This window comes from Coriobacteriaceae bacterium (assembly GCA_025992705.1).
Classification (GTDB): domain Bacteria; phylum Actinomycetota; class Coriobacteriia; order Coriobacteriales; family QAMH01; genus QAMH01.
The window spans coordinates 77485-99177 of sequence record DAJPGJ010000001.1 but is presented as its reverse complement, the minus strand read 5'-3'; the positions used below and the strand labels follow the sequence as shown (position 1 = coordinate 99177).

The following is a 21693-nucleotide window of genomic DNA, read 5'->3' as shown; positions in this document are numbered from 1 at the left end:
CTGTGGCGCGAAGCCTCCGTACGGAACAATGGACAAGCGGCATAATCAAAGGGCTGACATCGATACAATGCTCCGTTTAATCTATCGCTTCTCTCGAGAGGCGGGCAAGATTCGTGTCTGACGTAGGGTTGGGTTTTACGCGTCGTACGTGGCGAAGGCGCGCGAGGCGAGCCTGGTTGCAAGCGCGCTGAGCGCGACGAAGAACGCGATGCTCGCGAATAGCACGATGAGCTGGGCGGCAAGGTTTCCGAATCCCGGCGTGCTGATGAGCGCGCATGCCTCGATGGGGATGAACGGGGCCGCTTCGAACGTAACGCCAAATACGGTCACGGGAATGCAAGCCAGGAGAAACGGCATTCCGATCTTCGCAGGATTCCTGAAATACAGCGCGAAGAAGACGAGGTTGAAGATGCCGAAGGTCGCAAGCGTGAAGCCCAGAAGCGCGATATTGGCCGGCAATCCCACCATCGGCTGTGTTGCGGCGACTGCGTCAATGCCGAGAACGGGGCGCAAGCAGATGCACAGCGCCATGATCGTCGTCATCGCCAGCTCGATGATAATCATGACAAGCACGCGCGCTCGCACCATGTCGCGGCGTGATACCGGCAGGGCAAACGAGTAGGAAAGGTCGCGCATCTCGCGAGCATTCTGGGCGTTGAAGAAGGCCACCAGGATGCCATAGAGGATGATGACCGCGTATGGCCAGCTCGGAATGAGCACAAGCGCCCCGAGCACGACAAGCATGTACGTGGCGGGATGTACCACCAGCCGGAACTCCTTTGCCAAAAGCGCATGCATTCAGGCCACCTCCTTGTGGGCGTGGGTCATGATGTCATCGAGAGTTGCCGCCGTGCCGATGCCCGCCGAAGCGGGCACGAGCGCCGTGTCGCCCAAGACGGAATGGCGGATGCCGATGACCTGCGTACCTGCGGCTCTGGCCTCGGCAAGCGGCGCCACGCGATACGAGTCCTTGAAGTCCGTCAGCGCGCCCGAACCGATGATGCGGCCGTTTTCGATGTAGACGATATGATCGGCGCATTTGTCGAGATCGGACGTGATGTGTGTCGAGAACAGAATCCCCACTCCCTCGTCGCGTGCGAGCTGCAGGAAAACGTCGAGCACTTCCTCACGCGAAGCGGGATCCAATCCGCTCGTGGGTTCGTCGAGCACGAGCAACTTCGAGCGGTGCGATAACGCGAGGGCCACGGCAAACTTGACGCGCATGCCCTGCGACAGCTCCTTCACACGTTTGGCTTGATCGACGGAGAAAAGCCGGCAGTAGTTCTCGAAAGCACCCTGATCCCAGTTATCGTAGAAGCGACGGGTGACGGCGGCGATGGTGGACGCGCGCTTGTTGCGGTAGAAGTCGGCACCGCCCAGCTCGAAGCCGATGAGCCGCTTGGCCTGTTCCTCGTGTCCCGCAAAAGGTTGTCCGAAGTACGTGACGCTTCCCGCATCGGGGTGCACGGAGCCTTCCAGGCACTTCAGCGTGGTGGATTTGCCTGCGCCATTGCGCCCGATGAAGCCCGTGATCGAGCCGGCACCAACCGCGAAGGACACGTCCTCGAGCGTGAACGCAGGGTAACGTTTGCCAAGCCCCCTGACTTCTACCAGGGGCGCAGAATCTTGAGCCATGATTTACCTTTCCGCGTGTGCCGCTAGTGTCTCTCGTTAATTGCTCGGCCAAAGGATTCCATCATCGCGAGCGCATCCTCGACTTTCTGCAGGGCGAGCCCTTGCGATTCGTCCCCGAGCACGAGTAGTTCGCTGCCAGGCACGAGATCGAACACCTCGCGTGCGCGTTTGGGAATGACCACCTGCCCCCGCTCGCCCACACGCACCACACCGAAGATATGCTTGCCGCGCGGGGGAATGGGGTAGCCGCTTGCCACTTCGTCGTGATTGGCCAAATCGTCGATGGACACGCCGAAAAGCCTTGCGAGGGCGCGAACGTTCTCGAGGTCCGGTGTGGCCTCCCCGGACTCCCATTTGGCAACCGTCTGCCGCGCCACCCCCAGACGGCTCGCGAGCGCCTCTTGGGTAAACCCCTCGTGTTCACGCAGCGAGCGAATGTTCTGAGAAATCATACGTTTCGCACCTCCGCGAAAGAGTGTACGACAGCAAATACGCGCAATCCACCAGCTTGAAGTGGAGATAATCGGGCGAATATGTCATGTCTGGGTGACATGCGCAATGTACGAAGCCCCACTCGTCGAGATTATCTTTTGTCAAAATATATCTGGAGAAGTCGTATTGACGACATCATCGGTGTTGACTGGTGCTAGCATGGAAGTTAGCAGGCGCAGACAAGCGCCGCATCATCGGAAAGAGGCGATTCGCCATGCAAGATGTATTCGATAGCGATGTAATCATGGAGATAAAAGACGAGGAGACCTGGGAGCAAAAGGTCGACAATGCCCCCGGTCGCGTCATGGTCGAGTTCTTCGTAACCTGGTGTCCCCACTGCCAGCGCGAAGCCCCGCTGCTTGACGAGATGGCACCTGCCATCAGGGAGCACGGTGTTGAGGTCTATCATGCGAATGCCGAAGTCATGTGGACCAAGGGTAATGTCTACGGCATCTCTGAGACCCCCTCGTTCATTCTCGTCGATAACGGAGAACTCATTGCCAAGCACGAGGGCTTCCTCACAAAGGACGAGATCCTGGCATTTGCCGAGGGCAAGGTTGACGAGCTCACGCCAAGCGTAGAGCAGTCGCTCAGTAGCATCGCGTTCCAATAAGACAGGCGAAAGCGCCCTGCCATTTACAAGCCAAGCAGCTCGACCGCGCGTTTGAGGTCGGCAACGATGGGGATTTGCTGCGGGCACACCTTCTCGCAGGCACCGCATTGCAGGCACTCGCTCGGCTTGCGCTTGTTCTTGCGCTCGCCACCGACGATCCACTCGTTCTTGTAGCTACCGAACATCGTGTGCGCATTGAGCGCAAGCAGTGCGCCCGAGATGCCGATGTTGGCCGGGCATGCCTTCGCGCAGTAATCGCATCCGGTGCAGGGGATGAGGTCGAACTTCGCGAACTCGTCCTGCGCACGCGCAATCACCGCCTCCTCCTCGGCACCCATGCATTTGAAATCCCGCATGGTGTGGATGTTGGCTTCCATCTGCGCAAGGTCACTCATGCCCGAAAGCACGACAGCCACATCGGGCTGACTGGCAGCAAAGCGTAAGGCCCACGACGCACACGAGCTCGTCGGGTCGGCTTGCTCAAAGACATGGCGCACGGATTCGGGAGGATTTGCCAGCAATCCGCCACGCAGCGGCTCCATGACCACGACGGGCTTGCCGTGCTTGCGCGCGACCTCGAGACATGCGTGGCTCTGATGCACCGGGTTATCCCAGTCGAGATAGTTCAGCTGGAGCTGCACGAACTCGACTTCGGGATGCTCATCTAGCACGGCATCAAGCGCATCGGCGCTGTCGTGGATGGAAAGCCCGAGATGGCGGATGACGCCCTCCTCGCGCTTGCGCCGCGCGAACTCCCACATGTCGAAGCGGTCAAACACCTCGGTGCGCACGCTTCCCAGGTTGTGCATGAGGTAGTAGTCGATGTAGCCGGCGCCTGTGCGCTCGAGCGAGGTCTCGAGCTGGGCGTACGCCTCCTGGGCGTTATTGCATTTGAACCAGGGGGCGGCTTTGGTGGCGAGCAGGAACGCATCGCGCGGATAGCGCTCGACCAGCGCCTTGCGCGTGGCCTCCTCGCTTCCCGGATAGGCCCAGGCCGTGTCGAAGTAGTTGAAGCCGGCACCGAGGAAGGCGTCGACCATGTCGCCGAATTGCGGGATGTCGATCTCGCCATCGATCTTCGGCAGGCGCATGAGGCCAAATCCCAGCTTACCGTGGACGTCGTCAAAGCAGGTCATCAAAATACTCCTCAATCGAGATGAGCAGGGCAAGCAGAAGCGTGCCCACGTATGGACGCGCTTGCGATTCCAGAAGCCCGGTCTTGGGCACGATCATCGTAACGGTCTCGTCGGCCGCGATGCATTCGCTGGCGGTTGCGCCGGTTTGGGCACTGAGTCCGCTGGGGCAATCGGCTGCGACGATGCGCACACCGTGCTTGCGATGCGCCTCGTTTGCCAGACGAATCCACGTTGCGTAGGGCTCGCGTACCCGGTCGTGGGCAAAGCCGGTGCCAAGTATCGCGTCGACAATGACATCGGCGTTGTCGAGCAACCGTGCCAGTTTCGCATCTGACGGGGCGATGGCAAGGTCAAAGCTACCGGTAGATGCAGACTCGAGCGCAGCCGTGCGGGCTGGCTCCGCCGTTAGCTCTTCGGGGACGACCTTGCTGACGAGCGTGACGTTGCGATCTGCCGCGGCAAGTGCACGCGCGGCCACCCACCCGTCGCCACCGTTGTTGCCCGAGCCCGCGAGGATGACAATCGTGGCGCCGGGCACAGCGTGCGCTTCGACCGCGCGAGCAAGAGCGGTTCCCGCGCGTGTCATGAGATCGAACAACGAGGTGCCATCCCGTGCGACGCGCTGCTCGAGCGCGACGACATCCGCCACATCGAGCACTGGGGCCTGGGCGATATCGCCGTCCACGCACTGTATGTCAGTAACTCGTGTCATGAAATACCCTTCGGGGCTCGTTGATTCTTGCAGCGCATTATCTCACGACCTGCCTTTAATCATTCGCGTGATTGTTTCGGATGTTTGCAAATGTTATTATATGTATAACAAATGTAAACATGAAGTGAGGACATCATGAGCACGACATATGCGATACGCGTAGACGAAAACATTAAGAACGAGGCGGCAGAGGTCGCCAAGTTCTACGGCCTCGATTTGGCAAGTGTCACTCGTGCCCTCTGGGCGCAGATTGCGCGCACGAGGCGCATTCCGCTTGACCTTTGCGAGGAAGAGCCCAACGAGGAGAGCCTCGAGGCCATCCGCGAGACGAACGAGATGATTGCAAGTGGCAAGGGCGGTCGCTTCAAGACAGCTGAAGAGCTATTCGAGGCATTGGGGATATAGCCCATGCTGGATTCTGATTTTGCACCCGCCATCTTGCGCGATATCAAGAGGCTGCAAAAGAAGCACGTTGATACGAGTGCCCTGCGGCCGGTTATCAAGCTCATCCTCGAAAACACGATTGAGTCACGCGAAGAACTCATTCGTCGGCATGACATGCACACGCTCGGCGGTGCATGGGATGGTTCCAACGAATGCCATGTCTGCAATGCTGGCAATTGGCTGCTCGTGTGGGCAGTTCGCGATGATGTCGCGTATTTTCAACGCACGGGAAGCCACGACGAGATATTTCGCTCGTGAGGCATCATGAACGTACATGAGATATATCTTGCCGGCGGGTGCTTCTGGGGCACCGAAGCGTATCTGAAGAAGCTCCCCGGTGTCATCGACACCGAGGTCGGCTACGCAAATGCGAGCGTCGAGAATCCGAGCTACGAGGATGTGTGCGCGGGCACGACAAACGCGGCTGAAGCCGTGAAGGTCACGTATGACGCTGGCGTGATCTCGCTGCCGTTGCTCTTGCGGGCCTACTTGCGCACCATCGACCCATTTTCACTCAATCGCCAGGGCAATGACGTGGGCACGCAGTATCGCACCGGAATCTACTGGACGGACCCGGCGGATGCCCGTGCGGCAGAATCATTGCTCATGGAGCTTGCGCACAAAGCTGGAAAACAGCCACGTGTGGAAGCTGCACTGCTCGCAAACTTCCATCCGGCCGAGGACTATCATCAGGACTATCTTGGCAAAAACCCTTTTGGCTACTGCCATGTGAATCTCGCGGATGCCAACGCGTTTATCGCCGAGCACGCGGCGGATTTCGGGGCTTGAAAGAGGAGCAGCAATGTCATTTGTAGAAGTGTGCATATATCAGGTGAAACCACAGAAGGTCGAGGAATTCGAGACACTCATGTTGGAGGCAAAAGAGCTTCTCGAGCAACAGCCGGGCCTTTTGTCGCTGCGCTTCATCAAACGTGGATATCGTGTCGACATGGAGCAGATTCGCGATGGCCTGCCACCCATCGAACTCACACGTGTCGTGAAGAGCGTGAAGTATGTGCTCGTCTGGGAGTTTGACTCGAAGGAAAACTACGGGCTAGCCCAGAAAGCCCTGTACGAAAGCTACTGGAAGCCCATTGAGCGCTGTCTCGTAATGCCCCATGACAAGTACCTCGGCGAGAGCTTGTTTTAGCAAGGAGAGCTGTCATGTCCAACGAAGTCCTGTTTCTGGAATACCCGAAGTGCTCCACCTGCAAGAAGGCCAAAAAATGGCTTGACGAGCATGGTGTGAGCTATACGACGCGCCACATCGTGGAGGACAACCCCAGCGCCGACGAGCTTCGCGCATGGCACGAGCGAAGCGGGCTCCCCCTCAAGCGCTTCTTCAACACGAGCGGTATGCTCTACCGTGAGATGGAGCTGTCGAAGAAGCTGCCCGACATGGACGAAGCCGCGCAATACGCCCTGTTGGCAAGCGATGGCATGCTCGTGAAACGTCCCCTGCTGGTGACCAACGCGATGGCGATTCCTGGTTTCAAGGAAGATGCCTGGATGCGAGCACTGGGTCTATAGCTCCAGCTTGCCGGTTTGTAGTCCTGACGGTTGGGGCAACTTAATCACGTGCGCAGCTGCTTCTCCATGATCTCGTATACGAGCTTCACGTCGTTGCCGACGTCGAGCACGCCGTGTCCCGTCGTCTTGTAGCCCCGGTGCTCGTAAAGCATCACGGCAGGAAGTGATGCGTCCAGCACGGCGGTTTCGTGTTCGCGAGCGATGCGCGCTTCCAGACAATCGAGGATATGTGAGCCGAAACCCCGCCCCTGACATTCGGGAAGCACGTACACACTCGTGATGTGGTTTCCGTCAGCGCAACCCACGCCAACGACCTTGCCCTCGTCCAGGAGCACGTCCCTGTTGCCGGACTCGACACCCTCTTGCACGTGCTTGCGACTGTGCAACTGGCAGAAGAAGTCGACGACTTCGGTTGGGTAATATTTGGGATACACCGCGCGGATCGTGGACTGCATGACGTGGTGAATCCCGTCGATATGCTCTGGACCAGCGGTAACGTATTCCATGTTGCTCCTTCTCGCATGAGAAGCCAGACAGATACTCTATGCGATTGTACGGCACGGGGAGACGTGCGTGCGTCAAAGACTTAAGATGGGGGCACCATCCAACCGTTCGGGGGAGCATGCCATGTCGAAAATCGTCGTGTCAGATTTCGATCTCGGGGATACCGCGCTCGAGAGGCAAATGGTCGAGGCTGCCGGCATCGAGTTCGCCGCATTCGGAAACGAGGATGACCGTGCCCCCGAGGCGCTCATCGAACACTTGCAGGATGCCGATGGCGCCATCACCTCATATGGTGACTATACCGCCGCGGTGTTCCAGGCGCTGCCAAAACTCAAGGTCGTGAGCAAGACGGGCACGGGTGTCGACAACATCGACGTAGCTGCGGCCACCAAGAACGGTACTGCGGTTTGCAATGTTCCCGGCTACGGTACGGAGGTCGTCTCCGATCACGCCATCGCGCTTGCGATGTGCGTGCTGCGTCGCATTAACGAGATGGATGCCGACATGCGGCAGGGCGTGTGGGACTTTCACAAACGCCGCCCGCTCGGGCAGGTGCAGGGGCGAAGTTTCGGCATTGTCGGGTACGGGCATATTGGCCGGGCGACGGCGCGCAAGGCGCGTGGACTTGGTTTCGACGTCATGGTCTGGGATCGCAAGGGGGTACCGGGGCGTTTCACGCCGGAGGACTTCCCGTATGTGAGCCTGGATGACCTGTTTGCACGGGCTGATATCGTGAGCTTTCACACGGCGCTGACACCAGAGACCCATCATTTGCTTGATGCGGAGCGCATCGCCACCATGAAGCCCGACGCCATCGTTGTCAACACCTCGCGTGGTGCTGTCGTGGATACCGATGCGCTGGCCCAGGCACTTATCGCGGGCAAGCTTTGGGGCGCTGGCATTGACGTGTTCGAGGAGGAGCCCATCGCGCCTGATGCGCCCATCTGTAAGGCACCGCATACGGTGCTCACACCGCATGTTGCCTACTGGTCCGAGGAAACGGCCGTCCAGCTTCGCACGCGCTGCACGCAAAACGCCATCGACGTGGTACTCGGCAAGAAGCCCGAAAGCTGCGTGAACGCCGAGGTGCTCACGCGCTGACGGAGTGGTCTGTCGCGTCACAGTAGCGGCTTGAGGTACCTTCCCGTCACGCTTTTCGCACATGCGGCGACATGTTCGGGCGTGCCGGCACAGACGATTTCGCCACCTGCCTCGCCGCCGCCCGGACCCATGTCGATCACGTAATCGGAGTTCGCGATGAGGTCGAGGTCATGTTCGATGACAATGATCGTCGCGCCCTTGTCCACCAGCTTTTGCAAGACGCGTAGCAATACCTCCACGTCTGCCGGATGCAGCCCGATGGTGGGCTCGTCGAAGACGAAAAGGGCATCTTGCTGCTTCTTGTGCATCTCTCCGGCGAGCTTGAGGCGCTGGGCTTCGCCGCCCGAGAGCGCGGGTGTCGACTCGCCGAGGGTGAGATATCCCAGGCCCAGGTCGGAGAGCGTCTGCAACTTTGCCTTCGCCTTGGGGATGCTCGTGGATGCCATGCAAAGCAGCTCGTCCACCGTGAGCGCGAGGACGTCGGGCAGGGAAAGTTCCTCGGTCAGATTGTCGGGCGTGCCCGCTGGTTCTTCCGTTTCGTCGCGACATCCGTCGATATCCTCAAATGGCAAGCGTATGCCATAGGCGTCCTGGCCGTAGCGCGAACCGTGACAGTCGGGACACATGATGTCGACATCGGGAAGGAACTGGACGTCGAGCGATATCTGGCCCGTGCCGTCGCAGGTGGGGCAGCGTAGGCTTCCCGTGTTGTAGGAGAAGGCGCCGGCCTTGAGCTTGCGATCCTTGGCGGCAGGCGTCGCGGCGAATGCCCGGCGCAAGTCGTCCATGATGCCGGAATAGGTAGCCACCGTCGACCGAACGTTTGCTCCGATGGGTGTCGCGTCGATGAGATGGACGCGCTTGATGCCCGGCGCGTCGATGCTACGGACATGCGAAGGTGGCTTCTTGCCGTCAAGCGCCGCTTGCAGTGCAGGGATGAGGCTCTCGAGGACGAGGGTGGTCTTTCCCGATCCCGAGACGCCGGTGATTGCTGTCGTACGCCCCAGGGGAATCTTCACGGAAAGCGATTTCACGGTATGCAGGGGCAACGTCTCGAGCTCGATAGCACCTTTCTCGAACATAACCTCGTCATTTGCACGTTCGCGCACATGTATGTGCTTTGCGCCCGAGAGATAGGGCCCGATGCGGGAAGCCGGGTCTGCCTCGATCTGGCCGACAGTGCCCTGGGCGATGACGCGACCACCGCTTGAGCCTGATCCGGGGCCGATCTCCACGATGTAGTCCGTGGCCCTGAGCACGCTGAGGTCATGGTCCACCACGACAACCGAGTTGCCATCGCCCATGAGGTCGTCGATGACGCCGAGCAGCCCCTCGACGTTGGAGGGGTGCAGACCAATGGAGGGCTCGTCGAGCACGTAGAGCACGCCGGTAGTGCGCGTGCGCACGGCGCGAGCCAACTGGACGCGCTGCAGCTCGCCGTTGGAAAGCGTAGAGCCGGCACGGTCCAGGCTCAGGTAGCCGAGGCCGAGCTGCTGCAGGCGATGCATCGGCTCGTTCATCTCCGCGACAATCGCCTGGGCCATGGGGCGCATTTCCCCGGGCAGCTTGTCCGGAAGCGTCGGGACCCATGCCGCCAGCTCATCGAGGGTCTGGGCCGTGGCTTGCGTCAGGTTCATATCGTCCAGAAGGCTCGAGCGCGCCCTGGCCGAGAGGCGGGTTCCATGGCAATCCGGGCAGGTTCCCTGCTTGAGGAAGCGCGCAACGCGGGCAAGTCCCTTTTCATCCTTCACCTTGGCAAGGGCGTTCTTTACCGTGTTGACCGCGCTGTAGTATGTGAAGTCGAGCTCGGTGGCGTGGCTCTTGTTCTTGGGCACGTAGAGGATATGGCGCTTCTCCATGGGCCCGTGCAGCACGATTTCTTTCTCGTGATCGGTGAGGTCGCGATAGGGCACGTCGATGCGCACGCCCATTTCCTGGGCGACCTGCGGCATGAGCGACCACATGAGCTGGCGCCAGGGAGCGACCGCGCCTTCTTCGAGCATGAGCGAGTCATCGGCGATGAGCGTCGACTCGTCGATTTCGCGCACGACGCCCGTGCCCCCGCAGGTGGGGCAGGCGCCCGCGCTGTTGAAGGCGAGGTCCTCGGCGCTCGGACCATAGAACGTCTCGTGGCAGACGGGACACTCGAGCGGCTTTTCGGCAGCCACGTTGAGGCTGGGCGGCACGTGATGGCCGTTAGGGCATTCGTGGCTACCCAGACGCGAGAACATGAGGCGCAGGTAGTTGAGCAGTTCGGTGGAGGTTCCGAAGGTGGAGTGCACCCCGGGCGTGGAAGGGCGCTGGCGCAGCGCGATGGCAGCCGGCACGTGCAAGACCTCATCCACCTGCGCACGCGTGGTCTGGCTGATGCGGCGGCGCGTGTAGGTGGAAAGCGCCTCGAGGTAACGACGGCTTCCCTCCGCGTACAGCACGCCCAGGGCAAGCGAGCTCTTGCCCGACCCGGACACGCCGGCGATGCCGACCATCCGGTGCAACGGAATGTCGACGTCGATGTCCTTCAGGTTGTGGACGCGCGCACCGCGCACCTCGATGGCGGCCGGCTCGCGAAAGACGATGTCACCGATGCTGCAGGAAGCGTCATTGTGTTTGTCTGGCATATCAGCTCTCCATCGGGAATGAGACACTTGCTCAGAGCAATTGTCTCATTCTAATATATCGGTGACGCGAAGGAGGTGAGGCTGATGTCCAAGAAGAAACGCGCGAAGAAACACAACGTGCCAAAGACCGGTGCAGTATGGCGGCAGACGTCCGAAGAGGCGACGCTTGCGAAGATGCCGCGATACGATGCGTTTGCCGGTGGCTATGGTCCCCATGGCAGCAAGAAGTATGATCGCGCAAAGGCAAAGCAGGACTGGCGACGCCAGATTGGACAAGAAGGAGCCTCTCGGGGCTCCTTTCCTTTATGCGCGAAAAAGTTCGCAAAAGCGCTTGACCCTCTCGTCACGTCAGGGCCCATGATGCCTCTCGAAGACACGTATGGAGCAATGGGTTAGGAAGGATCGCGATCATGACGATGACCATTGGCCAAATGGCAACGCAAGCCGGTATAAGCTCGCGGGCCTTGCGTTACTACGAGGAGCAAGGGCTCATCTCGCCCCACCGAAGCGATGGAGGCTACCGTGTGTACGACGAGGCGGATGCGAGGCGTCTCGCGCAGGTGCTCGCCCTGCGCTCGTGTCATCTGCCGTTGGCCACCATTCGCAGGCTCATGCAAGATGCCGGCATCGACCTCGCCAGCACGCTCCGTGCGCATCTTCACGCTCTCGAATCGCAGGGAGCGTCATTGGACGCGGCAATCGAAAGGACGAGAGCCGCACTGACAACCATCGAGAGGATGAAGGACATGAGCACGAAAGACAGCTTCGAGATGATGAAGGAGCAGGGGCTGCGCGATTTCGAAAACGAGTACGGCGAGGAGGCGCGCAGGCTTTACGGCGATGACGTCATCGAGGACGCCAACGCTCGCATGATGGCCCTCACCAAGGACGAGTGGGACGCCAAGGAGCTTCTGGAGGAATCGATCAAGGTGCAATTGCGCCTTGCCATGGCCACGGGCGATCCCGTGGGCGATGCGGCCCAGGAGCTGGTGCGCATGCACAGGCGCTGGATTAGCATCCACTGGGGAAAGGCCCCCGAGCCGGATCAGTATCTGGGCTTGGCGCAGGGCTACCTGGCCGACCCGCGCTTCGTGAGCTACTACGATTCGGCAGCCGGCGAAGGCGCCACCGAGTTTCTGGTGGAGGCGATACGCGCCTCGCAGGGATAGGGAAGGTATCAGGGGGCAAGTGGGACAGGGGGACAGGTCATTTGTCCCACTGGGGTTCGTGGGACAAATGACCTGTCCCCCTGTCCCACTTGCCCCGTCCCCCGATTGCAATTCGTTGGCGGCAGGCAGTACTATTGGCCAGAGATTTCCAGAGAGGGATTCATGGCAAACGATGTCGTCATTCTTGGGTTCGGCCCTGCCGCCGCCAGTGCCGTGGAAGCACTGCGCTCGCAAGGATGCGACGCGAACGTGGACATCATCACCTCGGGCCCCGCTTTTTGCGAAAGCCCCGTCCTGACTTCGTATAGCGCCGCTGGAATCGTAACCCGCGAGCAGGGAAGCATCTACGCCTCGGCGCTCGACGATGCCAACGCGCGCATCTTCCCGAACGAGGAGATCACGTCCATAGATACGGAAAGCCAGACCGTCAAAGCCGCGAGCGGTCGCGAGTGGTCCTATTCCGTTTGCCTGATTGCTACGGGCGCATCACCCGTGCTTTCGGGTGAAAGCCCGCTTTTCGAATGCGATCCGCTCACGCTCAGGACCTTCGAAGATGCCGAGCGCCTGAGCACGGTACTTGCCGCGCGTCCCCATGCCAGCATCCTCATCTCCGGGACCTCCATGGTCGCCCTCAAGGCGGCGGAGGCGTGCATTCGCAGGGATGGGCGGCCAACCATTCTGGGTCGCAGCCCTCATATCCTCAAAGGGTCGGCGCATTCCCGTGCGGCTTCCAGGATGGAGGCCCTGCTCGAAGACCAGGGAATAGAGCTTCTGCTCGGCGAGACTGTCGAAAAAGCCCGCGTTCTCGAAGACGGCTCCACAAGCGTTTCCTTTTCCCACCAGGAAGAACCGAGATCTTTCGATGCGGTTCTCGTAGCCCATGGCATGAGCCCCAACATCGACTTCATCGAAAACGCCAACATACATGCCGATAGGGGAATCGTCGTCGATGCCTTCATGCGCACGAGCGCCCCTCATGTCTACGCGGCAGGCGATGTGGCCACAGTGCCCTGCTTGCTTGGAGGAAGCAAGGTGGCCGGGCTCTGGCTCGCGGCACGTCAGCAGGGCAAGGTGGCGGGCACGAACATGGCAAAGGAGCTTCGCGACGAGGGAAGGGCATGCGCATCCGATGCCTCCGCTTTTGCCGGCAGCATGGAATATCACGGATTTCTTCCCGCGAACACCATCAAGGTCGGAGACGCACTGTTCGCCGCTGCGGGAATGATTCCATCGGCCGAAGGCCCATTCGCGATTGAGGAAATCGAGACCGAAAACGAGTATCTGATGAAGTCCTACTTCATCCAGCAGGATGGCCGGGCTTTACTGTCCGGTTTCAACCTCGTGGCAAAGGCCGGCATGGCCGGACTCTTTGGCAAGCTGACAGATTCGATCGGGCGCATGCAGGCAGAAATAGCCCGCAATGCGCTTCAAGGCGCATTCACCGATGTTTGACGGTTTCATGAGCGAGACGGAGGAGAGATGAACGAGCGCGAGCTGAGGGAAAAGGGCAAGGTTCCCGGTCCGGAGACCGGCATCGAAGTCAAGAAGTCCATCTGCACGATTTGCGACCCGACCACGCAATGCGGGCTGGACCTGTTCGTGAAGGATGGCAAGATCATTCGAGTCGAGGGCTCGAAGGAGGCTCCGCATTCGCATGGCAGCCTGTGCTCGAAGGGCGCGGCCACGCGGCAATACGTCTACAGTCCCGACCGCGTGAAAACTCCGCTGCGGCGTGTGGGCGAGCGCGGCGAGGGTAAGTTCGAGCCGATTAGCTGGGATGAGGCCCTGAGCGAGATTGCCAAGAATCTCAACGCCGCAAAGGCGCAGTACGGTCCGGAATCGGTCATCTTCTTCGCGGGCTATCCAAAGCACCACAGGCCGTTCTTGCAGCGTCTTGCCATGAGCTTTGGCTCGCCGAATTACTGCACCGAGTCGAGCACGTGCTCGACAGCCACCATCATGGCCCAGCAGCTCACCTACGGCGCGCCTGCGGCCCCGGATAACGGTGAGTCGGCTTGCATAATGATGTGGTCCAACAACCCGGCAGCGTCAAGGACGCTCATATGTGAAGGATTGTTCAATCGTTTGGACAAGGGGACGAAGCTGATAGTGGTCGACCCCCGCGTCACCCCTTTCGCGGCTCGTGCAGACATTCATCTGCAGCTGCGCCCGGGAACCGACGGCGCGCTGGCGCTTGCGATGGCCAACGTCATCATCGACGAGAATCTCTACGATGCCGACTTCGTCGCCAATTGGACGGTCGGTTTCGAGGAATACGCCAAGCTTGCTGTAGAGATGACTCCGGAAAGGGCGCAGGACATCACGGGTGTTGACGCGAACCTGATCCGCGAGGCGGCCCGGATGTACGCGACCACGAAGCCCGCGAGCATCATGACCAGCGCGGCACCCGTGGTCCATCACACGAATGGCGTGCAGAACTACCGTGCGGTGTTCTGCCTCATCGGATTGACCGGCAATTTCGATATCCGTGGTGGAAACCTCATGAACAGGCCCTCGCTGGTGCACATACCGGGAGGCTTTCCCACGCGCGAGGGCGAGTTCACCTTGGCATCCCGTCTGAAGGATTTGCCGGAAAGGGTCGGATCCCGCCGTTTCCCGGTGTGGGATCGGTTGACCACGCAAGCGCAGGCGTGCGACATCCCAAGGCAGATCCTGACCGATGATCCCTATCCGCTCAAGGCCGCGTTTTGCATGGGCTTCAACCATAGGATGTTCCCCGATTCGCAGGGCTTCATCGACGCCTTCAGCAAACTCGACTTCATAGCGGTGGCAGATCCCTTCCTGACCGACAGCGCCAAGTATGCCGACATCGTCTTGCCGGTATGCACCTCGGTGGAGCGCAGCGAAGCGCGGTGCTGGCCCATGGGCTACGTGATGCTCTCGCAGCCCGCGATAGATCCGGTGGGGCAGTCCCGCTCCGATGTCGATATCATCGCGCAGCTGAGCAAGGAGCTGGGTCTGGGCGACGACCTGCTCGAGTCGGGATTCGACGCGTGCCTGGATTGGATGCTCGCACCCAGTGCCCTGTCCGTTGCAGAGCTCAAGAAGCACCCGGCCGGGATGTTCGTCCCCGATTTCAAGAAGCCCACTGAGAGGAAGTACGTCGACCAGGGATTCAAGACTCCGTCAGACAAGTTCGAATTCGTCTCCAGTGTGCTCGACGAAACGGATGGTGAGGGCTTCGAGGCGCTCCCCGCGTTCCGCGAGCCAGCGATGAGCCCCATCTCGCAGCCGGAGATCGCCAAGGAGTATCCGTTCGTCCTGTCCATCGGTGCTCGCAAGCCCATGTTCCAGCACAGCCGCACTTTCCGCATCCCCTGGATTCGCCAGTTCGCGCCGGACCCTGTCTGCGATATGAACCCGGCTGACGCCAAGCGTGTCGGTATCGCCGAGGGTGAGGAAGTCGAACTCATGACGCCGGAGGGAAGCGTTTTTGTGAAGGCGCATCTAGACGACACGATTCGCGAAGGTGACGTGCACCTCTACCATGACTGGCCCGAGGCCAATGGAAACGACCTCATGTCGGGCGATTACCTCGATCCCATTTCGGGCTTCCCGGGATATAGGTCCCTGCTCTGTAAAGTAGTTCCCGCGCGTATGAGCGTCAATGCGAAGGAGGCTTAGGCATGACTTCCAAAGATACTAAGAGCATCGTCTTCAAGTCCGACCGCTGCATAGGGTGCTATTCGTGCGTCGTGTCGTGCATGGATCAGAACGACCTCGACGTCGCGAGGGATGATCTATCGTGGCGAATCGTCGAGAGCGTTCCCGGAAGGCTGGTGGGCAAGCACCGTGGCAACGCCAGTGTCTCGATTGCCTGCATGCATTGCGAAGATGCGGTGTGCATAGCCGCGTGCCCTGCAGGGGCGATAACGAGAGATGCCGCAACGGGGTCTGTGCTGGTGGACGATGGCCTGTGCATCGGCTGCCATGCTTGCGCGATGGCCTGTCCGTTTGGGGCCCCTCGTTTTGGGAGCAGCGGGAAGATGCAGAAATGCGACGGATGCTATGCCAGAACGCAGTTCGGGCTGGAACCAGCGTGCGTCAGGAACTGCCCGACCCACGCGCTCGCCTACGAACCGGTCAACGCCTCGATGGACGAGAAAGCGGCCAGCGCAGCCCGAAAGCTCGTGTAGTCTTGGAGTAAAAGGGACATTCCAAAATACTCGTTTGTCGGTAGCGCTTGGCAAATGAACGTTTTGGGATGTCCCTTTTTGCTCCCTATTCGACGCGGACGCTCAGCTCGGAGTAAATCGTCTCAACGAGGTTGCCGGAATACAGCGAGAGTTCGCGTTCGTACAGATCGCTGGACGGCTTGAGGCCATGCTCCTCAAGACGCGCAAGCAACTCATGGTGGGCCTCGAAGACGATTTCGTCGCGCTGCAGCAGCTCTTCTAAGCTGTCGACGCGCAGCATCTTGAAGTACCTACCCGCCGGCTTCTCGTGCACCTCTCCTGCTTTGACCGGAGCAGGTGCATATGAGCATACGTGGAAATCGCTTTCCGGCGAGTCGGCGAGAAGCGCCTCGAGGCCAACGCGGTACGTTCCCTGCAGCTCAACGGGGCGTCCGGTCTCCCAGCAGCGGTAGAAGTGCTCCAACACGCGCTCCGCCGCCTCGTACTCGTCGATGGAATCGGCATCCTCCATTCCTTCGTCCTGTACGCCGAGTAAATTCGACATGTCCAGTTCGACAAAGCGCTCGGCCGGGCAGTCCTCGATGCGCCAGTCCGCGTCTGAGGCAAGCCATTCGTCAAGGGCGTGCCAGCGCGTGAGCGTGCTCTCCAGGACACGCTGCGAGACGAGCAAACGACGTCGCTCCGACTTGAGGGCGGCCACGCGCTCTTCCATGACGGAGGTGAGTGAAGCATTTTGCGGATCGGTCAGGTATTCGCCGATCTCATGTAGGCTGCACCCCGAATTCTGCAATGCCACGATCAGAAAGAAGTCCGCAATCTGCAAGGGCGAATACAGCTTGTAGCCGTTTTGCGCCGTGGTGACGGGCTTGAGCAAGCCGATGCGGTCGTAGTGGCGAAGCGTCTCCTTCGTCGTCTGGCATAGGCGTGCGAACTCACCGCTACGCACGAGGTGGGAGAGGGCCGGGTTTTCCATCAAATCCGACGTCAGGGGCATTGTGGCTCCTTTTCACATGCGCTCGGAAATCAGTCTTGACCGTGTTGTTACCCCACACTTTAGCATCTTCGGTGAAGGAACGGGTAAAGACGAATCGCAACGTCAGGACAGGAAAGGGGAAGCCGCCATGAAAACCGACAACGAAAGCGCGGATTCCAGCAAACTCGAGATGATACGTGACGGCGGTGAGGTGAATGCGAACGGGCACCCGCTTCCTGGGCATTGGAAGCGGGCCATCGCCATCATCTGGTCGGGACAGGCTGTCTCGATTCTCGCGACCTGCGCGGCGACCTTTGCCGTGTTGTGGTACGTGACCACTACGACGGACTCCGCGTTCGTGCTCTCGCTGGCGGGTGTAGCTGCGTTACTGCCCACGGCCCTGCTCTCGCCCTTCGGCGGCGTCGTGGCCGACCGCTTCAACAGGAAGTACGTGATGATATGGTCCGATGGTCTGGCGGGCCTCTTCTCGCTCGCGCTCGCGGTTCTCGTGGCGCTCGGTATATGCGATATCTGGATTCTCCTGTTGCTGCTGGTCGTTCGCTCGGCAGCGCAGGCGTTTCACAGCACCTCGCTCGTCGCGCTCATGCCCGAGCTCGTTCCCGAACGCGATATGGTGCGCATCAACACGCTTGACCAGGCCCTCTCGAGCATCTCGGCGATTGCGGGGCCCGTGCTCGGCATCGCGCTCTACACCGCGTGGGGATTCACGGCGGTGCTGGTCATGGACGCTGCGTGCGCGGCCTTCGCGTGCATCTGCCTCGCGGTGGCCAGGCTACCTTATGCCAAGGGCGCGAAAGGCGAAAGTCACGGTGTCGTCGCCGACCTGCGCGAGGGACTCGCGGTCATCGGCGCAAGTCGTGGCATCCGTGCGCTGCTGGTTCTCGTCATGGCCGCCATGCTGCTCTTCCTGCCACTGGGAACGCTCAGTCCGCTCATGACCTACGACTGGTTTGGCGGCGATGGCTTCCAGGCCTCGATTGTCGAGGCGGCAGCCGGCATCGGGCTGTTGCTGGGATCGGTGGTCATGCTGGCGTGGGGTGGCGGCAAGAGGCTCGTGCCCATCCTTGCGGTCGCGGGCATGGTGCTTGGCGCCTGTTGCATCGCTTGCGGCCTTCTGCCGCGCGGGGCGTTTCCCGTCTTCGTCGGCCTCATCGTCGTGATCTTCGGTGCGACTGCCGTCTTCAACGCACCCGTGATCCCGCTGATGCAAAAGCGCGTGGCACCTGAGAGGTTCGGGCGCGTGATGGGAATCTTCGGTTCGCTATCGGCGCTTGCCTCGCCAATCGGCCTTTTCGTCGCGGGGCCTGCCGCCGAGGCGCTCGGCGTGAACACGTGGTTCGTCGTGTGCGGCTGCCTGCTCTGTGTCGTCATGCTTCTCGCGTTGCTGAGCCACAACGTACGCGGCCTAGATGATTGACGAGAGGACTAGCCCGTGACGGGGCCAGACGCGTGCCATTCCTCCACGGTCTGCGCGAGTTTCTTCTTGTAGCAAGAATGTGCCGTGTACAGCACCGCACACGGGTTGTTGCCGGCGAGGAAGTCCTTCGTGGCAAACGTCGTGACGGGTGCATCGGAGTACTTGCAGAAGAGGGCGTCATGTCCCACGCATATGCCCATGAGGATGTTCAGGTCCGTCTTCGCTTCGTTGAGGAGAAGCGCCTGCATGATGGGATTGCAGACGACACCTCCTTCGCCGCCCCTTGCTGGGGGCTCGAGGTCGAGGTCGGCCCTCCGATTGCTTTCGAGCTTGCAGCCAACCGTCTCGACACAAAATCCCGCCTGTTCGAGCAGCTTGGCCAGGATGCGCGTCTCGCGCAGCATGATGGTGCACGACGCGATACCGATGTGGGTGGCGCCGATGAGGTTCGCGAACTTGATGGTGTCCTGCACGCGCGTGGAGTTTACCGTCTCCTCGCTGACCATCGCGGCGGCTTGCATGATGACGTGGTTTTCGGGAAGCGCGTACAGACGCTGCGCCTCGTCATGTAGCACAGAGGAGACCGCGCCCTGCGCGCAAAACCCTGGTTCTTCGCGATCGGTGTATTCGCATGCGGCGGTTCCGCAGCTCATGCAATTGAGCTTTGATTCCATGATCCCTCCCGATTGGGCCTCGCGGGTCGCAGATATGACGACCAATATCATACGACCCCGCTCGAAGGAGCGGGGCCAGGGGTCATGATGGAGCGGGCGACGGGACTCGAACCCGCGGATACCAGCTTGGGAAGCTGGGGCCTTACCACTTGGCGACGCCCGCATTGAGTGAGCATTATACCGCTACCTCATCCTCTACTCTGGTCATTTTGGAGAATCCCCACGAGTCGAGTGCGAGGCCGGTCACTCGGGAGATGACCGGCAAAGCTTGCAGGAAGCGCAGGGGCGAATCTCTATAGCCCCAGCTCCTCTTCCCCCCATCGCTTCATGGCGAGCAGGATGGGAATGAAGCTCTCGCCCTGCTCTGTCAGCGTGTACTCGACGCGCGGTGGCACCTCGCCGAAGTCGGTGCGCACGAGGAAACCATCATCCACGAGCTCCTTGAGCTGCTTGGAGAGTGTCGACTCGGAAATGTTGCCGATGCAGCGTCGCAACTGCCCGAAATGGCGAACGTCCTTGAGCGCGATGTAGAAGAGTATCTCGATCTTCCATTTGCCGCCGATCATGCGTTGAAGCGTGGAAACCGACTTGCAGCGCTCTATCTCTTCACCTCGCCTTCTTGCCATAAACCTAACTCCTATGTACTACAAAAAACATCAGTACTTCTAATTCTAAAGCTTTATTTGCATGATGGATGCGACAAGCTCAACCGTCTTTCACGAAATCCGAGGCAAGGAGCACATCATGCACTACATAGGAACAATCTGGTGGCCGCCCTATGAGGCCGATTCCCTTATTTTGGAAGCGACTGCGGGATGCACGCACCACCGCTGCAAGTTCTGCACGCTTTACGACGAGCTTCCCTTCAAATTCAAGGTATCGGAGCTTTCCACAATGGAGTCTGACCTCCTTGAGGCACAGACGTGGTTCCACGATCCGCTATCGAAGATTGAGACGCGCCTTTTCAATCTTCCAATGCCTAAGCGTTGTCGCGCCTTTCTTGCAGGCGCTAATCCGTTTGTGCTGAAAGCGAGGTGCCTGCTCGAGATATCCGACCTCATCCGCGAATACTTTCCATCGTGCGAAACGATCGGCTGTTTTGCACGCGTGACAGATGTCGCCTCGAAAACAGACGAGGAGCTTGCGGCCCTTCGCGAAGCGGGATACACCGGCCTCACCATCGGGATAGAGACGGGGGATGATGCCGCCCTTGCCTTCATGAACAAAGGTTACGCAGCGCAAGACATCGTTGCGCAGTGTGCGCGCCTGGATGCGGCGGACATTTCCTATGCGTTCTTTTATCTTGCGGGAATCTCAGGGAAAGGACACGGTATCGAAGGTGCGCGGCTCACGGCGGCAGTCTGCAATCAAACGCGCCCCTCCCTCATCGGCGCAAACATGCTCACCATCTACAAGAACTCCGAGCTTTACCAGGAGATTCTGGCTGGCAACTGGGAGGAAGAAACAGAAATTGAGAAGTATCAGGAGATTAAGGCTCTTGTGGAAGACTTGGAAATACCCGTGGAATTCGCCATGCTCGGCGCATCAAACCCCGTGATGATGCAGGGCAGGCTGCCCGAGCAACGCGCGCAAATCATTGCAGCTCTCGACCGCGTGATAGATGAAATCGGAGAGGATAGGCTGCGCCACTATCGCACGAACCTAAAGCACCTGTGATGCTTGGGTCGTCTCTGGCAAATGAGTAGGCAGTGCCTCTAAGAAAAGGAGATGGGACTCATCCCATCCCTTTGGCTACTCCTCAATAATGACACCAAGGCGCCGGGCCAGCGCAGCAGCTTGATAGAGTCCGAACTTCGCACCGTACACCTCATCCATAGCGTCCGATATGGCAATGCCCTCGAGCTGACATGACGTGAAATCGAGGCCGACGAGCTTCGTGCGAAAGAAACTCGTTCCAACGAAGCGGTCGTCATCGAGCGAGATGCCGCACAGCTCCATTTCAGACATGTCCGCTGATAAGAAATCGCAGGCGCGAACACGGACAGTCTTCCAGAGGCATCGGCTGAATGCGCCGTAGGCGAATGTGCACTCGTCTGCGGCGACATGCTTCCAGAGCGCCTCGGCAAAGGACGCCCCGGCGAACTTGCAGTTGCTGAACGTGCAGCGCGTGAATGCGGCGCTGTCGAATACACTGTTGGAGAAGTCACAACCATCGAAGGCGATATCGGTGAAAAGCGCACCGGTGAAGTCGCAATCAAGGAACTGGCAGTTGGAGAAGCGGCCACCGGAAACCTCAAGTTCGACGAACTCCGCTTCCGCAGCATGGAGCCCACGCAATTCAACGGCTTCGAGTGTTCCACGGTCGGGATCGCAAAGAGTGCTCAAAGGCAGTTCGTCGAGGGAGGTGACTATGCGAGGCGCAGCCAGCTTGCAAGACGATGACGCCTTGTCGTAGGCAGCTTGTGCCGAACTAGGAAAAACGTGCATGCCCCTCCTTCTCTTCAGCGCCAATGCAATGTAGAGGGCGTCTTATATG

General features: G+C 59.9%; 24 protein-coding genes and 1 tRNA gene. 13 read left to right on the top strand and 12 right to left on the bottom strand.

The window, feature by feature from the left end; all coding sequences use genetic code 11:
• Positions 1-135: 135 nt before the first annotated feature.
• From OIM11_00460 to OIM11_00450, 3 genes are read right to left on the bottom strand one after another with little or no spacing between them, the layout of a single operon-like run.
• A complete protein-coding gene (locus tag OIM11_00460; protein ID HJI99622.1) occupies positions 136-798 on the bottom strand; it encodes an ABC-2 transporter permease in 663 nt (220 codons plus the stop codon).
• Positions 799-1635 (bottom strand): ABC transporter ATP-binding protein, encoded by an 837-nt coding sequence (locus OIM11_00455; protein ID HJI99621.1) that lies wholly within the window; start codon positions 1633-1635, stop codon positions 799-801. It abuts the gene before it with no gap.
• A 23-nt stretch (positions 1636-1658) separates the two neighbouring features.
• Positions 1659-2087, bottom strand: coding sequence for a helix-turn-helix domain-containing protein (locus tag OIM11_00450; protein HJI99620.1), 429 nt, complete (start codon positions 2085-2087; stop codon positions 1659-1661).
• 254 nt (positions 2088-2341) lie between these two features.
• On the opposite strand from OIM11_00450, the gene OIM11_00445 reads away from it, so the two are divergent.
• Positions 2342-2740, top strand: a complete 399-nt coding sequence (locus tag OIM11_00445) for a thioredoxin family protein (GenBank protein HJI99619.1) — start codon at positions 2342-2344, stop codon at positions 2738-2740.
• Positions 2741-2763: 23 nt separating this feature from the next.
• Here the strand turns inward: OIM11_00445 and OIM11_00440 are convergent, their stop codons facing one another.
• On the bottom strand, positions 2764-3876 hold the full coding sequence (locus OIM11_00440) for an aldo/keto reductase (GenBank protein ID HJI99618.1): 1113 nt from the start codon (positions 3874-3876) through the stop codon (positions 2764-2766).
• Entirely contained in the window at positions 3863-4588 is a 726-nt protein-coding gene (locus tag OIM11_00435; protein ID HJI99617.1) for an NAD(P)H-hydrate epimerase, read from the bottom strand. Before OIM11_00435 ends, OIM11_00440 begins: the two co-directional genes overlap by 14 nt.
• 135 nt (positions 4589-4723) lie before the next feature.
• On the opposite strand from OIM11_00435, the gene OIM11_00430 reads away from it, so the two are divergent.
• Genes OIM11_00430 through OIM11_00410 form a run of 5 tightly spaced genes read left to right on the top strand, consistent with a single transcriptional unit; the run spans position 4724 to position 6562 of the window.
• Positions 4724-4993, top strand: coding sequence for a type II toxin-antitoxin system RelB/DinJ family antitoxin (locus tag OIM11_00430; GenBank protein HJI99616.1), 270 nt, complete (start codon positions 4724-4726; stop codon positions 4991-4993).
• Positions 4994-4996: 3 nt separating this feature from the next.
• Complete coding sequence (locus OIM11_00425) at positions 4997-5290, top strand: type II toxin-antitoxin system YafQ family toxin (GenBank protein ID HJI99615.1); 294 nt, start codon at positions 4997-4999, stop codon at positions 5288-5290.
• A 6-nt stretch (positions 5291-5296) separates the two neighbouring features.
• On the top strand, positions 5297-5821 hold the full coding sequence (msrA, locus tag OIM11_00420) for a peptide-methionine (S)-S-oxide reductase MsrA (GenBank protein HJI99614.1): 525 nt from the start codon (positions 5297-5299) through the stop codon (positions 5819-5821).
• Positions 5822-5834: 13 nt separating this feature from the next.
• Positions 5835-6182, top strand: a complete 348-nt coding sequence (locus OIM11_00415; protein HJI99613.1) for a hypothetical protein — start codon at positions 5835-5837, stop codon at positions 6180-6182.
• A 14-nt stretch (positions 6183-6196) separates the two neighbouring features.
• Complete coding sequence (locus OIM11_00410; GenBank protein ID HJI99612.1) at positions 6197-6562, top strand: arsenate reductase family protein; 366 nt, start codon at positions 6197-6199, stop codon at positions 6560-6562.
• Between the two features lie 44 nt (positions 6563-6606).
• Here the strand turns inward: OIM11_00410 and OIM11_00405 are convergent, their stop codons facing one another.
• Positions 6607-7068, bottom strand: coding sequence for a GNAT family N-acetyltransferase (locus tag OIM11_00405; GenBank protein ID HJI99611.1), 462 nt, complete (start codon positions 7066-7068; stop codon positions 6607-6609).
• 121 nt (positions 7069-7189) lie between these two features.
• Between OIM11_00405 and OIM11_00400 the strand changes: the two genes are divergently transcribed.
• A complete protein-coding gene (locus OIM11_00400; GenBank protein HJI99610.1) occupies positions 7190-8167 on the top strand; it encodes a C-terminal binding protein in 978 nt (325 codons plus the stop codon).
• A gap of 17 nt (positions 8168-8184) precedes the next feature.
• Here OIM11_00400 and OIM11_00395 read toward each other — a convergent pair whose 3' ends face one another.
• The gene (locus OIM11_00395) at positions 8185-10785 is read right to left on the bottom strand and encodes an excinuclease ABC subunit UvrA (GenBank protein HJI99609.1); all 2601 of its coding nucleotides are present in this window, start codon (positions 10783-10785) and stop codon (positions 8185-8187) included.
• A gap of 410 nt (positions 10786-11195) precedes the next feature.
• On the opposite strand from OIM11_00395, the gene OIM11_00390 reads away from it, so the two are divergent.
• The 4 genes from OIM11_00390 to OIM11_00375 all read left to right on the top strand — a co-directional run bounded on the left by OIM11_00390 (position 11196) and on the right by OIM11_00375 (position 16111).
• Positions 11196-11954: a TipAS antibiotic-recognition domain-containing protein gene (locus OIM11_00390; protein ID HJI99608.1), complete on the top strand. Its 759-nt coding sequence runs from the start codon at positions 11196-11198 to the stop codon at positions 11952-11954.
• A 162-nt stretch (positions 11955-12116) separates the two neighbouring features.
• On the top strand, positions 12117-13406 hold the full coding sequence (locus OIM11_00385; GenBank protein HJI99607.1) for an NAD(P)/FAD-dependent oxidoreductase: 1290 nt from the start codon (positions 12117-12119) through the stop codon (positions 13404-13406).
• A 27-nt stretch (positions 13407-13433) separates the two neighbouring features.
• Positions 13434-15599, top strand: a complete 2166-nt coding sequence (locus tag OIM11_00380) for a molybdopterin-dependent oxidoreductase (GenBank protein HJI99606.1) — start codon at positions 13434-13436, stop codon at positions 15597-15599.
• 2 nt (positions 15600-15601) lie between these two features.
• Positions 15602-16111 (top strand): 4Fe-4S dicluster domain-containing protein, encoded by a 510-nt coding sequence (locus OIM11_00375; GenBank protein ID HJI99605.1) that lies wholly within the window; start codon positions 15602-15604, stop codon positions 16109-16111.
• Positions 16112-16196: 85 nt separating this feature from the next.
• Here the strand turns inward: OIM11_00375 and OIM11_00370 are convergent, their stop codons facing one another.
• Positions 16197-17105 carry a MerR family transcriptional regulator gene (locus OIM11_00370; protein ID HJI99604.1) on the bottom strand — a complete coding sequence of 303 codons (909 nt, stop codon included), beginning with the start codon at positions 17103-17105 and terminating at the stop codon, positions 16197-16199.
• 127 nt (positions 17106-17232) lie between these two features.
• Here OIM11_00370 and OIM11_00365 point away from each other — a divergent pair, with 127 nt between their 5' ends.
• The gene (locus OIM11_00365) at positions 17233-18522 is read left to right on the top strand and encodes an MFS transporter (protein HJI99603.1); all 1290 of its coding nucleotides are present in this window, start codon (positions 17233-17235) and stop codon (positions 18520-18522) included.
• An 8-nt stretch (positions 18523-18530) separates the two neighbouring features.
• On the opposite strand, the gene OIM11_00360 is transcribed toward OIM11_00365, so the two are convergent.
• The 3 genes from OIM11_00360 to OIM11_00350 form a co-directional block, all read right to left on the bottom strand.
• Entirely contained in the window at positions 18531-19196 is a 666-nt protein-coding gene (locus OIM11_00360) for a DUF1847 domain-containing protein (GenBank protein HJI99602.1), read from the bottom strand.
• Positions 19197-19284: 88 nt separating this feature from the next.
• Positions 19285-19359: transfer RNA gene (locus OIM11_00355), tRNA-Gly, on the bottom strand.
• 130 nt (positions 19360-19489) lie between these two features.
• The gene (locus OIM11_00350; GenBank protein HJI99601.1) at positions 19490-19822 is read right to left on the bottom strand and encodes a helix-turn-helix transcriptional regulator; all 333 of its coding nucleotides are present in this window, start codon (positions 19820-19822) and stop codon (positions 19490-19492) included.
• 118 nt (positions 19823-19940) lie between these two features.
• Between OIM11_00350 and OIM11_00345 the strand changes: the two genes are divergently transcribed.
• On the top strand, positions 19941-20873 hold the full coding sequence (locus tag OIM11_00345) for a radical SAM protein (protein ID HJI99600.1): 933 nt from the start codon (positions 19941-19943) through the stop codon (positions 20871-20873).
• A 75-nt stretch (positions 20874-20948) separates the two neighbouring features.
• On the opposite strand, the gene OIM11_00340 is transcribed toward OIM11_00345, so the two are convergent.
• Entirely contained in the window at positions 20949-21644 is a 696-nt protein-coding gene (locus OIM11_00340) for a pentapeptide repeat-containing protein (GenBank protein HJI99599.1), read from the bottom strand.
• Between the last annotated feature and the right edge of the window lie 49 nt (positions 21645-21693).